The sequence below is a fragment of the Pediococcus damnosus genome (assembly GCF_001437255.1).
Taxonomy (GTDB): Bacteria; Bacillota; Bacilli; order Lactobacillales; family Lactobacillaceae; genus Pediococcus; species Pediococcus damnosus.
Genome location: NZ_JQBD01000047.1, coordinates 1 through 14,688 on the forward strand (window position 1 = coordinate 1; position 14,688 = coordinate 14,688).

A 14,688-nucleotide genomic window follows, 5' to 3' on the forward strand; every position below is an offset into this window, starting at 1 on the left:
TTCACCAATACCAGAAAGTGTAGACCCATTATTAAGCATTGAAATTATGTAATATTTGGTTGTATAGATGAAAATGAAATAGATGAGAGAATTAAATGCTAGCGCTACCATTAATGTCACCGAGGTGTTAGAATTTAAGTAGGTACAGGTTATAATTTTTTACATAGTTGGCTGGATTAATTTGGGAAAAATTTTCTTGAACAAAACAGCAAAAGTTGAATGCCATGGTTTTATTTGAAGGGAGAGAAATATGAAAAAAGCCGAATTGAAACAAAATCGTAAGTATGCTTTGCTGGCAAGTACACTACTGTTTTCAGCGGGTATTTTAGGGATGGGTGTTACGCCACCCCAAATAAATGCGGATGTTTCAAATGTAGCTGAGTCTTCAAAACAGAACACGGCTACCACTGCTAAGACAGTTAAAGCAACATCAGAATCTGGTAAAACAAAGGTTGCGGATAGTAGTTCGAATTCAGAGGCCGCGCAAGGCACTTTTAAACAGACAAGTGAATATCAAGATGAAGCTGGTAAGAGCATTGCCAGTTCAGACAGTGTTTCGCTTAAAGCTGGCGAAAAATACAGTTTAAATGCACCTAAAACGATTGCAGGATACAAAGTAAATTATGCTAAGAGCAGCTATACGATCACGAATGAAGACGGAACTAATAGTGGTTCGTTAGCTAAACTTGCCGCAAATGTCGGTGTCACCAGCGATCCAAGTAGTTGGACCACTGCGGATTGGCAAAAAGTACTAGATGCTTTTAATGCAACTACGGTGTCTGAAAATGGGGTTGGCAAAGACTATAGTGTTACGCTGACTTACAAATATGACGCTGAAGCACCAAAGGGCACGTTAAATCAAAAGACGGAGTATCAAAATGAGGCCGGAAACACCATTGCGGATTCTGATACAACGGCGCTCAAAGCTGGCGAGAGTTATAGTTTGAGTGGACCTAAGAACATTTCTGGTTATCAGGTTAACAAGGACAAGAGTAGTTATACAATAGTTAATGAATCTGGAACTCACAAAGGATCACTTACTGAACTTGCTGCAGCCGCAGGAATAGATACTAGCAAATCATGGACAATTAACGATTTGGTAGCCATTCTTAATAAAGATACGGTGTCGGCTAATGCAGTCGGTAAAGATTATAGTATCACGTTGACTTATAAGTATGATGCCGAAGCGCCAAAAGGGATGTTAAATCAAAAGACGGAGTATCAAAATGAGGCCGGAAACACCATTGCGGATTCTGATACAACGGCGCTTAAAGCTGGCGAAAGTTATAGTTTGAGTACTCCAAAAAACATTTCTGGTTATCAGGTTAACAAGGACAAGAGTAGTTATACAATAATTAATGAATCTGGAACTCACAAAGGATCACTAACTGAACTTGCTGCAGCCGCAGGAATAGATACCAGCAAATCATGGACAATTAATGATTTGGTAGCCATTCTTAACAAAGATACGGTATCGGCTAATGCTGTTGGTAAGGGCTATGCAATTACGCTGACTTACAAATATGATGCTGAGGCGCCAAAAGGAACGTTTAATGAAACAAGTGAATATCAGAATGAAGCAGGAAAAACACTTGCAAAATCTGATAGCGAGGCGCTTAAGGCTGGTGAAAAATACAGTTTGCATACACCAAAGCAGATTGCTGGGTATCAAATTAATTATAGCAAGAGTACTTTTACTTTAATAAATGAAGATGGAACGCATACTGGTTCACTTGCCGAATTTGCTGCAAATGTTGGTGTAACTGGTAATCCAAACACTTGGACATCTGCTGACTGGCAGAAGGTATTAGATGTCTTCAATAATACAACGGTGTCTGAAAATGGTGTTGGTAAAGGCTATGCAATCACATTGACATACAAGTATACTGCGATCAAGCCAACTATCAGTGTTAAACCTAAGATTACGATTAAAAAAGGTTCCAATTTTAAACTTCAAGATTTATTTAATTCAATTGTTTCTTCAACAGGGACAAAGTTAAATTATGCTGAAGCAATTGCAAATGGCAGTTTAACAGTAACGGGACCAAACAACTTTAATACGAACAAAGTAACCTATACCTTCACTTATACGGATCCAGTTACTGGGTTGTCTGTAACAGCTACAGGAGTTGTTATTATTGTGGCCGATGGAACACCTGGGAAACCAGGGGAACCTACAACACCTAAACCAACTCCGGGCGATAACGATGGCTCTGGAGATAAAGAGGGTTCCGGTAATGGCGAAACAGACTCCAACTCGGGCCAATCCGGTAATCAAGGTAACGGATTAAGCCAAGGTAATAATGGCAAGGAAACAAGTCAAATTCCTTCAGCTAATGGGCAAACCGTTTCAGGAGCAACCAAAAATAGTCCGAAATCTGTTTCAGCAAATAAAGAATTACCACAAACTGATGAAGCAAATAGTATTGCTGGAAGAAACATTGGGTTGATTGGATTGTTCTTAATGGCCACGCTTGCACTATTCGGAGTAGTTAGAAGAAAAAGATATTAGATTTTAAGATTGCAAAAATGAAGTGTTTCAAATTTCATCGATTTTATATTTAAGAAATAAGCTGTTCCTCTAAAAAGGGGAGCAGCTTATTTGTGTATTAAAGTGGGGATTTTCGTGACCGTTTTTATTTTTTGACAACAAAAAAGTAGACTCTAAGTTCTTCTCAAAGCTTAAAGTCTACCTACGAGGAAAGGTTTTCGCGATTAACATCTTCAGAATCTAAATTGTTAATAACATTACACCTTCATTGTTTAATTGTTCTACCGTCGTGAACCTGACCTACCTGTGATCGTCGTTATCAAAATCTGCTGATATGATCAACGTAAGTTTGAACTCACTTGATACATACATAAATACAGGCTAACGGTGATTAAAGACGGTTTTGGAAGCATTAAGTTTTTTTATGCTAAATACCCTCCGCAAACGTACTTGTTATTTTGTTCTTACTACACAACGTATCTAAACTATTTAGTACTCTGTAAGCTATTTCTAACTCACGTTTTCTCTTGTCATTGGCAACACCTACTTAAACCGAAGCTCAACTACATATCAACCAAACATGAATCTAAATCTGAATCTAAAAACTGAACCAAAATCAGTTGCAACATTTACCAAGAAAGCTATGCACTTACTATTCGCACATCCAGATTTTTGAGCCAAGTAACAACTACTACAACTGCTCACGATGTCTTTCAACATCAAAACTTTATTAAATCGATGCTCATGGTTTGTGATGTCGTATTTCCATAAACCGCACATCCAGGTTTCTTGAGCCAAGTACTAACTACTTTTGCTACTCAAATGTCTTCCAACATCAAAAACTTTATTAAATCGATGCCCATGATTTATAGTATCAGATCATACTCATATAAATCGCGCATCTAAACCTTTGAGTCAAACACATAATTCTGATTGTAACTGCTCACATGTCTTTCAACAAGCAAAACTTTTACATGATGCCCATGAATGGTAAGCCTTCACAACATAGCTCTCAGCTGCGCTTCTACGTTAGATCACCATCGGCAACTATCGACTGACCTAAAGCGCTTTGAGAAGTTTGAGTTAATCGGAAAATTTAACTTTTCCCTTTCCTCACTTATTATATTAGCACGTGATGTAACCGTTTGCAACATAAATGTCTGACTTTTTTTAAACTTATAAAATGGGCCAACAGAATTACCGTTATAAAGGGTTTTGTAGTAAAAAAAGTTAATCAACAAGAATCTTAATTCCCTTGTAGATACTATAAATAGTTAGAGCTAAAACAATAATTGCACCAAGGCCAATAAGAATAATGATAAACCAGCCGGTTGACTGGGCATTCTTTGTGATTAGCCCGTGAACTCCGGCAAGGACAATAAATGTAAGGATCAGCAAAGTAGGTAAAATATGCAACAATAACGCATGTAAGGCATTTCGATGAGTTTCTGGTCGATTAGCTGTTAACAGCCAAACAATTAATGGAAACAAAACAGGTAAAAATAAAATGCTCAGATAGGAAAGGGAACTTAATAATTTATCTTCAATTGTCATAATCTCAACCTCCACGTTCATTTGTTGCCTTCATTTTACCTAAAATGGACAACTTAAGATAGAGATAAGAACCAAACAAAAAAACAGTAGCCAAGTTGCGCTACTGTTTAATCAATTATTTATTTAGTTAAGATTTGCTGGGCGTGAATAACCAACACAGTGCCACCATGGAGAAGCAACTTTTTCAGTAATGACGCCACGATTTTGAGCATCGATCATTTTGCCACTACCGACGTAGATCCCTACATGAGAAATATTCTTTTTACTAGAACCAAAGAAAACTAAGTCGCCTTGTTTTCGTGAACTAGTTGAAGCTTTTTTATAACTGTTGTATTGAGATTGTGCGGTTCTTGGTAAGGTTTTGTTGATTGCTTTTTTATAAACATATTTTGATAAGCCGGAACAGTCAAAACGATTTGGACCAACAGCGCCATAAACATAGCGTTTGCCTAATTGTTTTCGTGCATTTGTGTAAATCTTATTGTAAGTACCTGTACCAGGCTTAACTTTGAGATAACCATGCCAAACCCAACCAGAATACAGACCATTACTACTAGTAGCATAAAAATATTGGGTACGAACGCCATTTTTCAAGACAATTCGTGATTTTGTGACCTTAAAAGTAGTTCTTGGGAAATTCTTTAAATAATGAGCTGTTTTAAAGGTGACATAGGGAAGTTTCCCGTTTAGGTTGTACATATTCCCCTTGGCACTTGATCTGATGTAAGATTTTGTAGTTACATTTTTCGTAGAAACTACACGGTATTTTGTAGCTGCGTGAGCTTCAGTGTTTGAAATAGCAGTGATACCAATAAACATGGAAAGAAGCGCGAATAATTTAATTATGTTTTTCATGAGTTACCCCCGTATAAATTGTATATTTATAATAATACGGGTTATATATTACAAAAACGTAACTAAGGTATCTCATTAAGATTAAGTAAAGAACATATTGACGAAATAATTCATTCCAAGCCCAAAATAACACTTCAAATAGCTATAGAATGTGCATAAATTGATCGTATCGTAATTTGAGATAGCAATTTTTTTAATTTTAAAATAAAAAGAGCCACTGTAAAGTGGACTCTTAATAATTGCATAATTATAAAAATTAATTGGCATGATCTAAAGGAATTCTCTTTTTGTTACGTTTCTTCTTTAGTAGGCTTAATTGATCCTTCAACACTTGAACCTCATCATTATGTTTCTCTTTCCAATCCTTGTATGTAGATCGTGTATCAGTATCGCCAATTTCCAGTCCAGTTTCAAGCCAAAAGACGGCTTCTGTTAGGCTACCGAAATTCTTCATCCACAAAGTGTGACCGTTGTCTGAATCAAACGCAACATAGGATTTGTAATGCTTTGTAAGGTAGGTATGTTTCATGATTTTAAAAGCTTTACGCTGCCTTGTCAGTTTGTAATCAGGTAAAATAAAATGGCCTTGTGATTTGAGCTCGGGAACGTTATTATTTCGTTTTTGTTCTTTATAATCGATTAAAAATTCTTTAGCTGTTGGTTCAGTGATTAGTTCGACATCGATTTGACTCATGGTCATTCCCCCTAAGATATAATAGTTATATTTTACCATAAGACGTCCATTTTTACTTCTACAAACCAGGCGATTAGTACAAATTTAAAGGAGAATTAAAAAGTTTTCGCGTTTTCAGCGCATCAATATTGAGTATTTTATTTAAATCTTTTATACTTTTAAGTAGATAGAAATTATAAAAGGTTTTTAATATACGTAGGAGATGACCATATGCGAAAATATATTGCAGAAATTATTGGAACGTTTGTTTTGGTTTTTGTTGGAACGGGTACAGTTGTGATTGCTAAAGGTAGCACACTTACGATTGGTTTGGCCTTTGGATTAGCGGTAACTGTCATGGCTTATTCAGTAGGTGCCATTTCAGGTGGGCACTTTAACCCGGCGGTATCCCTGGGTATGCTTTTAAATAAGCGAATTAGCGGCAAAGATTTTATTGGGTATGTTATTTCCCAATTTATTGGGGCAATTTTGGCATCAGCGATGGTTTTTGATTTGGTCCATGAATTAGGTTTGTCCACGAAAGATTTAGGGCAAACGGATTTCCCTAATATTTCTGTTGGTGGTGCGTTTGTCACTGAAACGCTCGTGACATTTTTGTTTGTTTTAGTTATTTTGTTGGTAACAAGTAGAAAACTAGGCAATTCAAATTTTGCAGGCTTAATTATCGGATTAACATTAGGTTTGATGATTATTGTGGCATTGAACTTGACGGGCGGTTCATTGAACCCGGCACGAAGTTTTGGCCCAGCCCTCTTTGTGGGTGGATCGGCAATGGCGCATTATTGGTTGTACTTAACGGCTCCATTGGTAGGAGCGGTGTTGGCAGCCGGTGTGAGTCAGTATTTGGGTAGTGAAGAATAAAAGTGAGCGAGGCAAAGCGTTAAAAGCCAAGAAATACCTGTCCTGGATGCGGGATCGCAATCCCGCGGGAAGGATAGGTATTTCTTGGCTTTTGCTTTGCCGAGCTGTCCTAAAAAAGAGTGAGCGGATTGAAACGGGAGCTAAAGAGCTATAAACGCGTCGTTAGCGGGATTGCATCCCGCGGTTAGACGTGTTTATAGCTCTTTAGCTGTTTCAAGTAGCTGTCCTAAAGCTCACCCGAAAAAAAACAGGCAGTGAATGCAACCCCGCCATGCTATAATACAAATATCAAACAAGATGGGGGAGTCCATAATGGCAAATAAAATTTTAGTGTCGACGACGGAAAATATTCCAGGGCATAATTATGAAGTGATTGGGGAAGTGTTTGGTTTAACCACGCAATCTAAAAACGTGTTCAAAAATATTGGTGCGGGTCTTAAAGGAATTGTTGGTGGTGAAATTAAGGCTTATTCGGAACTACTGACGGAGGCACGTGATACAGCGATCAGTCGCTTACGGGATAATGCAGCAGAAATGGGCGCAGATGCCGTGGTGATGATGCGTTTTGATTCAGATTCAATTAGTCAAGATATGGAAACGGTGGTTGCTTATGGGACAGCTGTAAAATTTGTTGAGTAATTTTAAAAAAATAAAGGCCAGTATTCTAAGAGATTACTTTATGGTAATCCTCTTAGAATACTGGCCTTTTTGAAACTAAGATTTCTTTTTTTTATGTGGCTTTTTCTGAAGTTGAGAAACTTGTTTTTGTAAGTGGTCAACTTGTTTGGAGAGACTATCAATTTTATTTAAGAGTAAAGTTAAATCGTTATCTTGAATGTTGGTATTATCTGAAGTGAAGAATCCGGTAATTGTACTGGTTAACAAACCAATAAACCCAATTCCACCAAGCATTAGGATGGCCGCAATGATTTTTCCAATGGCCGTATGCGGGGAAATATCGCCATAACCAACGGTGGTTGCGGTGGTGATTGCCCACCATAATGCGTTTGATAGAGAAATTTTTTCAACAATGGAATACAAAAGCGCACTCAAGACGACGATTACAACACTGGCGTAGAGAAGATAAACAAAGCCAGTGGAGTAAAAGAAACGGTGGACAGATTTTGTAAACTTGCCATCCAGGCCTAGATGCCAAAAAATATGATAATAACGAACCATGCGAATGACCCGTTCAAATCGAAAAATGGCAAAAATCGGGTGCAACGGAACCAATCCAAGCATATCAAAGGAGTTATCAACCAGAAAACCTTTCTTATTTTTTGATAGCCCTAAACGAACTAAGTAGTCTATTAAGAAGATTACTAGGATGATGTTCATGATGACTCCGATTGAGCCTTTTAATAGATTAATGTGGGTAAAGAAAGTTGAAAAAGCTAGACCACTAGAGAAGAGTGCCAGAGCACCAAAAATAATGTGGTAACAAATAAGCCAACCTCTTTGTTTTTTAGACATTTTATTCACCTGTCATTTCACGTATTAAGCTTATTTTAACTCTTTAATAAGCTGTGTAAACAGATGGGCTTTGATCACAATGATTTTTTAAAAATTGAAATGCTGAATTTAGCTAGTAAGTCGGCTTTTAATCGATTAGAATCAAGAAAGAGCAATTCAAATGTTTTTTATTTATAAAGTAGAGTATGTAACTAAAATAATAAAATGAATAATGATTGGGAGGTTTACGTTTGAAAAAAATATTAGCACTCCATACAGGTGGAACCATTTCAATGTCGGCCAATGAACTAGGTGAAGTTTCTACAAATGAGGAGAATCCGTTATTAGATAGTCGCTTTATTGACGACAATATCGAATTAACCAATGAAACTATTTTGAATAAACCATCAGAACACATCACACCAGATGATATGTTCAAGATGCAAAAACGCGTAAAAAAAGCAGAAGGTCAAGGGTATGATGGAATTGTGATTACCCATGGAACAGATACATTAGAAGAAACGGCGTATTTTTTAGATTTAACTTTGCCAAATCATCTACCAGTAGTTTTGACGGGAGCAATGCGTTCTTCTAATGAAATCGGATCAGATGGTGTGTATAATTTTCAGAGCGCAATCTTAACCGCCGCCGCTGATGAATCGGTGGATAAAGGCGTTTTGGTGGTTATGAATGACGAAATTCATACGGCGCGCTATGTCACCAAAACGCATACTACCAATGTTGATACGTTTCGGACACCGACATTTGGACCGATTGGCTTGGTTGGAAAACGTGGTATCCACTATTTCCAAGAATTAATTCAACAAGCGGTTGTGCAAGTTGATGAGCTTAAACACAATGTCTATTTACTGAAAGCCTACGCAGGGATGCCCGCAAGTCTCTTGAGTTGTTTAGATAAAAAAGAGACCAATGGCATTGTTATAGAAGGCTTGGGTGCTGGAAACATGCCGCTAGAAACGGTAGGTGCCATTCAACAGCTACTTGCAGACGAGATTCCAGTGGTAATGGTTTCCCGTTGTTATAATGGGGTAGCGGAACCCATTTACGATTATCCAGGTGGTGGCATTGCGTTGGAACGTATGGGTGTTACTTTCTGTCAGGGACTAAATGGACCCAAGGCGCGGATTAAGCTGCTGGTTGGAATTAGTGCCGGTTTTACTGGAGAGAATTTAAGAAATTATATTAGTAACGCAGTATCGTAAAATTAAAATTTTGTGAGAAGATTAAAAATGCGCTATACTATTGCTATCTGAAGAAAAAGGTTGGGATGAAATGGCTGATAAAACGAAATTAAGAAATGATTTTTATGACGCAGTGAATGGCGAATGGCTTGAAACTGCCGAGATTCCGGCAGACCACTCTTCGACGGGTGGATTCATGGACTTAGTTGATGATGTGGATGAAAAATTGATGAGCGATTTTGCTGATATGAAATCTGGCAAACTTGTCAACAAGGATCCTTTGATGACCGAATTTTTGAAGTTTTATGAATTAGCAGCAGATTTCAAGAAACGTGATCAAGATGGTACAGCACCTTTAAAACCATATATTGATAAAGTTGAAGCAGTTTCTAGTTTTGAAGAGCTCAGTGCCCAGTTCAAAGACTGGTTTGTTGAGGGATTTCCAACGCCGTTTGACATTGGCGTGCAACCTGATCTTAAGAGCCAAGGCAAAATAAAATTGAATGTGCTTTGGGCTGAGGGTGGTAATTTGATCCTTCCTGATAAAACTTATTATGACAAAGATAATCAGGCTGGCCCACAACTCTTAGCAGTCTTTACCCAAATGACTGAAAAATTACTCACAATGGTGGGTAACTCTAAAGAAGATGCTAAAAAGATGGTGGCAGACGCTAAACAGTTTGATGCTTCAATGGCGCCTTTCAAAAAGAACTCCGAAGAAATGAGCGATGTGGCGAACTTATATAATCCAATTGATTTTGATGAGTTTATCAAACAATTAGGTGAATTTAAGATTGGCGATGCCATTACTGAGGTATTGGGTGAAAAACCAAAACAAGTTATTGTCACTGAACCTAAATTCTTTGAAAACTTTACCAAGATTGTTAATAAGGACACTTTCCCAGCATTTAAAAACTGGGTAATTGTCAATGTGGTGCGTCACTTAGCAACATATCTTGGCGAAGACTTCCGCCAGACTGCAGGAATCTATCAACGAACCTTATCTGGTCAAAAAACAGCCATGAAGCAAGAGAAGAGTGCCTTTTATTTGGCACGGCGAATCTTTAGCCAAGTTGTTGGTGATTACTATGGTAAGAAGTACTTTGGTGAAAAGGCCAAACAAGACGTTCATGATATGGTTGTTGCGATGACTGGTGTTTACAAGCAGAAATTGCAAAATAATACATGGCTCAGTAAGGCTACGCGTGAAAAAGCGGTCGTTAAGTTGAATGCCATGGATATTCATGTTGGCTATCCAGATAAGATGGAAGATGTCTTTAAAAAACTACATACGACGACCGCGGCAGAAGGCGGCAGCTTATTAGAAAATGTCCAAGCCTTTTCTAAAGTGTTTGCTGAAGATGAACTCAGTAAATTTAATCAGCCCGTGGATAAAGAAAAATGGGAAATGAGTGCTGATACGGTTAATGCATATTATTCACCAGAAGGTAACTTGATTTGTTTCCCAGCGGCAATTCTTCAAGCACCATTTTATAGTTTGGAACAAACACCAAGTCAGAATTATGGTGGAATTGGGGCCGTAATGGCTCATGAAATTTCGCATGCTTTTGATCCTAATGGCGCTTTGTTTGATGAAAACGGAAGCTTGAATAATTGGTGGACGGATGATGATATGAAGGAATTCAAGAAACGTTCACAAGCCATGATTGATGAATTTGATGGGCTTCCATATGCAGGTGGCAAGGTTAACGGTAAATTAGTGGTCACTGAAAACGTAGCAGATGATGGAGGCCTGAGCTGTGCATTGGGTGCGGCTAAATTGACAGGTAATCCTGATTTGGAAGAGTTCTTTGTGAACTGGGCCACAGTATGGCGTAGTAAGGCTACAAAGGAACGCAAACAATTGCTTCTTTCAATTGATGTGCATGCACCAGATAAATTGCGGGCAAATGTCCAAGTGAAAAATTTTGATGAGTTTTACGAAACGTTCAATGTGCAACCGGGGGATGGCATGTATCTGCCACCGGAAAAACGGGTGCAAATCTGGTAGTGAGTGAGACAAAGCGTTAAAAGGTGCTAAATAAGTGTGACGGATGCGGGATCGCAATCCCGCGGGAGTCATACTTATTTAGCACCTTTTGCTTTGTCGAGCTGTCCTAAAAAAAGTGAGCGGAGTGAAACGGGAGCTATAGAGATATAAGGACGTCGGTAGCGGGATCGCAATCCCACGGTTAGACGTGCTTATATCTTTATAGCTGTTTCAAGAAGCTGTCCTAAGGCGGTCGAAAAAATACAAACAGAGATCAGCAGTGTAGGGTGCATAAAAAGGCGTTCACAGATTATGGAATTCTCCAAAGTCTGTGGACGCCTTTTAGATTTTGTCTTATTTAGTAATGTAAATATAAAGATGAGTTGTAGAGTAACCAACTTCGAATTTCACGCCGTTAGATTTAATCACATTAGTGGCAGTTGAGGTACTGCTACTCTTTTTAGCATCTTTTAGTAATTTCTCAAATTGTTTCATAACTGATTTAGGATTTGCACCTAATTCATTGGATAGAAGTGAAAAGACCGTTCCAAAATCCTTTTGGCCTGATTCCTGTTTCATAGCTTTTACGGGCACAATGAGGGTTAAGCCCATTAAATTCTTATCCTGATAGTTAGCACGTACTGTGTAATTATTTTGTGTGATGACGTTTTTGACGCCGTTTGACATATTAGTTGGCAACAATTTATCTTTGTTTTCTTTTTTAGCAGTGGCCATTGCGGCTTGGACTTCTTTGCCTTCTTTTTGAAGAGCAGCCATTTCTTTACCCTGAGCTTCTAACTTAGCGAGGGCTGCTTTTTGTTGAGAGGCTGGTAACTTAGCAATTTCAGCTTTGGCTTTAGCAGCCGAAGTTGGTTTTGAGGAACTAGCTTTGGCCTTTTTTTCAGCAGCGGCTAAGTCCTTAGCTTTTTGTTGATCTGCTTTTGACAAGGACATGCCAATTACAGCTTGATTATAGTTGTTAGCAATTGGTTTATATTGACCAAGTGCTTTTCGCTTATTAATAGTGACTTTTTTAGTAATCACATCTGAACCTTTTTGAGAAGTGATGTTAACCGTCTGTTTTTTGGTTTTTGCAGGAACTTCGACTACATAAGCCCCATCAGTATTTTTAACGGCTTTTTTAGCTTGCTGATCGATTTGATAGCTTATTTTCGCGTTTTTGCTTGCTTTTCCTTTAATAACGGCTACCATGCCACTCGGCGTTTTAGTGGATGCACCCACTGATAGGCTGTGATTGCCACAACCAGCTAATGCAACGAGTGCAAAGAGCCCAACAACTCCAGTTAAAAACTTTTTCATAACGTACCATCCTCGTATTAATTTTCGAATTATCCGTGTCAAATATGACACGCTGTCATAAACATGAATTATACACCCATCCACTAAGAATTACGAGGGTCAATTAGGTAAATTTGGAATAAATTCACGAGGATTCGCCAAGTGGTTTTGATTATTACTTTTAAGCAGAAAATATTGTAAAGTTTGTGTTTTACTTTGAAACGGATTTATAGTAAGATGAATATTGTTGTTTGGAGAGTAAAACACGAACAAACATAAAGCTAATTCTAAATTAGCCAGGTTAAGGGAGAAAGTACTTATGGGAGAAAAGATTAAGAATTATTTTCAAATTGATCAGTTACATACGACTGTGAAACGTGAGATCTTGGCAGGATTTACTACGTTTATTTCCATGGCCTACATTTTATTTGTGAATCCAAGTGTTTTAGGTGCTTCAGGGATGGACAAAGGAGCTGTGTTTACGGCAACTGCTTTGGCAAGTGCGTTAGGTTGTTTTTTGATGGGAATTTTGGCTAAATACCCAATTGCAACTGCTCCAGCCTTAGGAATTAATGCCTTTTTCGCCTATTCTGTTTGTATCGGAATGAAAATTCCTTGGCAAACTGCCTTAGCGGGTGTGTTTGTGGCTTCATTAATTTTTATTGTGATTACAATTTTTAAATTACGTGAAATGATTATTAATGCGATTCCTGCTGATTTGAAATATGCAATTTCTAGTGGGATTGGATTGTTTATTGCTTTTATTGGGTTACATGATGGTGGCTTGATTGTTGCTAACAAATCTACAGTGGTTGGTTTAGGATCACTGGGCGTGGCAACAACATGGTTGACGATCTTTGGTTTGATTTTAACTTCTATTTTAATGGTTCGTCGGGTTCCAGGCGGTATTTTTATTGGGATGGCTGCAACTGCAATTTTAGGTCTACTGACTGGCTTGATTAAGGCCCCCGCACAGTGGGTATCCACGGCTCCAAGTTTGAAACCAACATTTATGGTTGGTGTTGAACACATTGGTGATATTAATACCGTGCAATTATGGGTGGTTGTTTTAACCTTTTTATTGGTTACTTTTTTTGATACGGCTGGTACTTTGGTAGGACTGGCGCAACAAGCTGGTTTTATGAAAGACAACAAGATGCCTCGAGTTGGTAAAGCATTGATGTCAGATTCGACGGCAATGTTAGCTGGTTCTGTGTTGGGCACTTCACCAGTTGGCGCATATGTTGAATCTTCAGCCGGAATTGCGGTAGGTGGTCGTTCTGGATTAACAGCGGTCACAACGGGTGTCCTGTTTATCTTAGGTCTATTCTTCTCTCCAATGTTGGCTGTTGTAACAAGTCAGGTGACGGCACCAGCTTTGATTATTGTCGGTGTTTTAATGGCTCAATCAATGAAGCACATTGCGTGGGAAAAGATGGAAATCGCAATTCCTGCATTCTTGATCTTGATTGGAATGCCATTGACATACAGTGTTTCAGATGGAATTGCGCTTGGGTTCATTATGTATCCAATCACAATGGTTGCTGCAAAACGAGGCAAAGAAGTTCACCCAATTATGTATGGATTATTCTTTGTATTTATTTTCTTTCTATATATATTGAACAAAGGTTAGTGAGTGAGACAAGTCGGTAAAAAGAGAATCACAAGTGTGACGGTTGCGGGATCGTAATTCCGCGGGAGTCGCGCTTGTGATTCTCTTTTTGATTTGTCGAACTGTCCTCAAGCTCAGCGGCAAATGACTAGGTAGAAGCTTGTGAAATAAAAGATGGTCCACTTGTAAAACAACGGTCAAAATTTAATGGGTCTTTTCTTTATTTTTTATTATCATCATTACTAAACTTAGTAACAGAATTTTTTCTTGGATTATTTTTTTTATTAGATGAATTTTCATCAGGAAGTGACCACATGTGTTCCCACCAAGCACCGTAAGTACTATCTTGTTTGCTAGAGCCAACAGTACTAGTATCAAAAGAAGCTTTGTGGTCACCACATGATGACAAGGTTAAAAATACTAATCCAACAAGAACTACGCCTATAATAGATAACGTAAATATTTTTCGCATATTGAACCCCTCCAATTCAATTTAGCTGTTAATATCTTAAACTATAAAACAAAAGATTAGGTACTTTTTAAATTCCTGAAATCGTTTACATTATACACCCAGCTGTGTAAAACAGATAAGTTAATTGGAGTATGAAGATTAATCAATAAAAGAGCAGGTTCTTAGGCTCTAAATCTGTTAGTGTAAGGTTTTCCTAGATGGTCAAT

12 protein-coding genes are annotated in these 14,688 nt (G+C 38.1%); 6 read left to right on the forward strand and 6 right to left on the reverse strand.

Annotated elements, in window-relative coordinates:
• Positions 1 to 250 precede the first annotated feature (250 nt).
• Complete coding sequence (locus IV84_RS06705; protein ID WP_056986295.1) at positions 251 to 2,512, forward strand: MucBP domain-containing protein; 2,262 nt, start codon at positions 251 to 253, stop codon at positions 2,510 to 2,512.
• Positions 2,513 to 3,721: 1,209 nt separating this feature from the next.
• On the opposite strand, the gene IV84_RS06710 is transcribed toward IV84_RS06705, so the two are convergent.
• From IV84_RS06710 to IV84_RS06720, 3 genes are all read right to left on the reverse strand, one after another.
• Entirely contained in the window at positions 3,722 to 4,045 is a 324-nt protein-coding gene (locus IV84_RS06710) for a magnetosome magnetite crystal formation protein family (RefSeq protein ID WP_046871540.1), read from the reverse strand.
• Positions 4,046 to 4,168: 123 nt separating this feature from the next.
• Complete coding sequence (locus tag IV84_RS06715; RefSeq protein ID WP_046871539.1) at positions 4,169 to 4,900, reverse strand: C40 family peptidase; 732 nt, start codon at positions 4,898 to 4,900, stop codon at positions 4,169 to 4,171.
• Between the two features lie 256 nt (positions 4,901 to 5,156).
• Positions 5,157 to 5,594 (reverse strand): hypothetical protein, encoded by a 438-nt coding sequence (locus IV84_RS06720; RefSeq protein ID WP_046871538.1) that lies wholly within the window; start codon positions 5,592 to 5,594, stop codon positions 5,157 to 5,159.
• A 210-nt stretch (positions 5,595 to 5,804) separates the two neighbouring features.
• Here IV84_RS06720 and IV84_RS06725 point away from each other — a divergent pair, with 210 nt between their 5' ends.
• Together IV84_RS06725 and IV84_RS06730 are read left to right on the forward strand one after the other, a co-directional pair.
• Positions 5,805 to 6,455: an MIP/aquaporin family protein gene (locus tag IV84_RS06725; protein ID WP_046871537.1), complete on the forward strand. Its 651-nt coding sequence runs from the start codon at positions 5,805 to 5,807 to the stop codon at positions 6,453 to 6,455.
• Positions 6,456 to 6,767: 312 nt separating this feature from the next.
• Positions 6,768 to 7,094, forward strand: coding sequence for a heavy metal-binding domain-containing protein (locus IV84_RS06730; RefSeq protein WP_046871536.1), 327 nt, complete (start codon positions 6,768 to 6,770; stop codon positions 7,092 to 7,094).
• A 75-nt stretch (positions 7,095 to 7,169) separates the two neighbouring features.
• Here IV84_RS06730 and IV84_RS06735 read toward each other — a convergent pair whose 3' ends face one another.
• A complete protein-coding gene (locus IV84_RS06735) occupies positions 7,170 to 7,928 on the reverse strand; it encodes a potassium channel family protein (RefSeq protein WP_046871535.1) in 759 nt (252 codons plus the stop codon).
• A 230-nt stretch (positions 7,929 to 8,158) separates the two neighbouring features.
• Here IV84_RS06735 and IV84_RS06740 point away from each other — a divergent pair, with 230 nt between their 5' ends.
• Together IV84_RS06740 and IV84_RS06745 are read left to right on the forward strand one after the other, a co-directional pair.
• A complete protein-coding gene (locus IV84_RS06740) occupies positions 8,159 to 9,130 on the forward strand; it encodes an asparaginase (RefSeq protein WP_046871534.1) in 972 nt (323 codons plus the stop codon).
• Between the two features lie 70 nt (positions 9,131 to 9,200).
• Complete coding sequence (locus IV84_RS06745) at positions 9,201 to 11,120, forward strand: M13 family metallopeptidase (RefSeq protein ID WP_046871533.1); 1,920 nt, start codon at positions 9,201 to 9,203, stop codon at positions 11,118 to 11,120.
• Positions 11,121 to 11,453: 333 nt separating this feature from the next.
• On the opposite strand, the gene IV84_RS06750 is transcribed toward IV84_RS06745, so the two are convergent.
• Positions 11,454 to 12,419 carry a hypothetical protein gene (locus IV84_RS06750; RefSeq protein ID WP_056986296.1) on the reverse strand — a complete coding sequence of 322 codons (966 nt, stop codon included), beginning with the start codon at positions 12,417 to 12,419 and terminating at the stop codon, positions 11,454 to 11,456.
• A 298-nt stretch (positions 12,420 to 12,717) separates the two neighbouring features.
• Between IV84_RS06750 and IV84_RS06755 the strand changes: the two genes are divergently transcribed.
• Positions 12,718 to 14,031 (forward strand): NCS2 family permease, encoded by a 1,314-nt coding sequence (locus IV84_RS06755; protein WP_046871531.1) that lies wholly within the window; start codon positions 12,718 to 12,720, stop codon positions 14,029 to 14,031.
• Positions 14,032 to 14,230: 199 nt separating this feature from the next.
• On the opposite strand, the gene IV84_RS06760 is transcribed toward IV84_RS06755, so the two are convergent.
• Positions 14,231 to 14,482, reverse strand: coding sequence for a hypothetical protein (locus IV84_RS06760; protein WP_056986297.1), 252 nt, complete (start codon positions 14,480 to 14,482; stop codon positions 14,231 to 14,233).
• Positions 14,483 to 14,688: the final 206 nt, after the last annotated feature.

Excerpts from the sequence above, each read along its gene's own strand:
- IV84_RS06710 (WP_046871540.1), bottom strand. The coding sequence starts at position 4,045 with ATGACAATTGAAGATAAATTATTAAGTTCCCTTTCCTATCTGAGCATT.
- IV84_RS06750 (WP_056986296.1), bottom strand. The coding sequence starts at position 12,419 with ATGAAAAAGTTTTTAACTGGAGTTGTTGGGCTCTTTGCACTCGTTGCA.
- IV84_RS06715 (WP_046871539.1), bottom strand. The coding sequence starts at position 4,900 with ATGAAAAACATAATTAAATTATTCGCGCTTCTTTCCATGTTTATTGGT.
- IV84_RS06705 (WP_056986295.1), top strand. The coding sequence starts at position 251 with ATGAAAAAAGCCGAATTGAAACAAAATCGTAAGTATGCTTTGCTGGCA.
- IV84_RS06720 (WP_046871538.1), bottom strand. The coding sequence starts at position 5,594 with ATGAGTCAAATCGATGTCGAACTAATCACTGAACCAACAGCTAAAGAA.
- IV84_RS06735 (WP_046871535.1), bottom strand. The coding sequence starts at position 7,928 with ATGTCTAAAAAACAAAGAGGTTGGCTTATTTGTTACCACATTATTTTT.
- IV84_RS06755 (WP_046871531.1), top strand. The coding sequence starts at position 12,718 with ATGGGAGAAAAGATTAAGAATTATTTTCAAATTGATCAGTTACATACG.
- IV84_RS06730 (WP_046871536.1), top strand. The coding sequence starts at position 6,768 with ATGGCAAATAAAATTTTAGTGTCGACGACGGAAAATATTCCAGGGCAT.
- IV84_RS06760 (WP_056986297.1), bottom strand. The coding sequence starts at position 14,482 with ATGCGAAAAATATTTACGTTATCTATTATAGGCGTAGTTCTTGTTGGA.
- IV84_RS06725 (WP_046871537.1), top strand. The coding sequence starts at position 5,805 with ATGCGAAAATATATTGCAGAAATTATTGGAACGTTTGTTTTGGTTTTT.
- IV84_RS06745 (WP_046871533.1), top strand. The coding sequence starts at position 9,201 with ATGGCTGATAAAACGAAATTAAGAAATGATTTTTATGACGCAGTGAAT.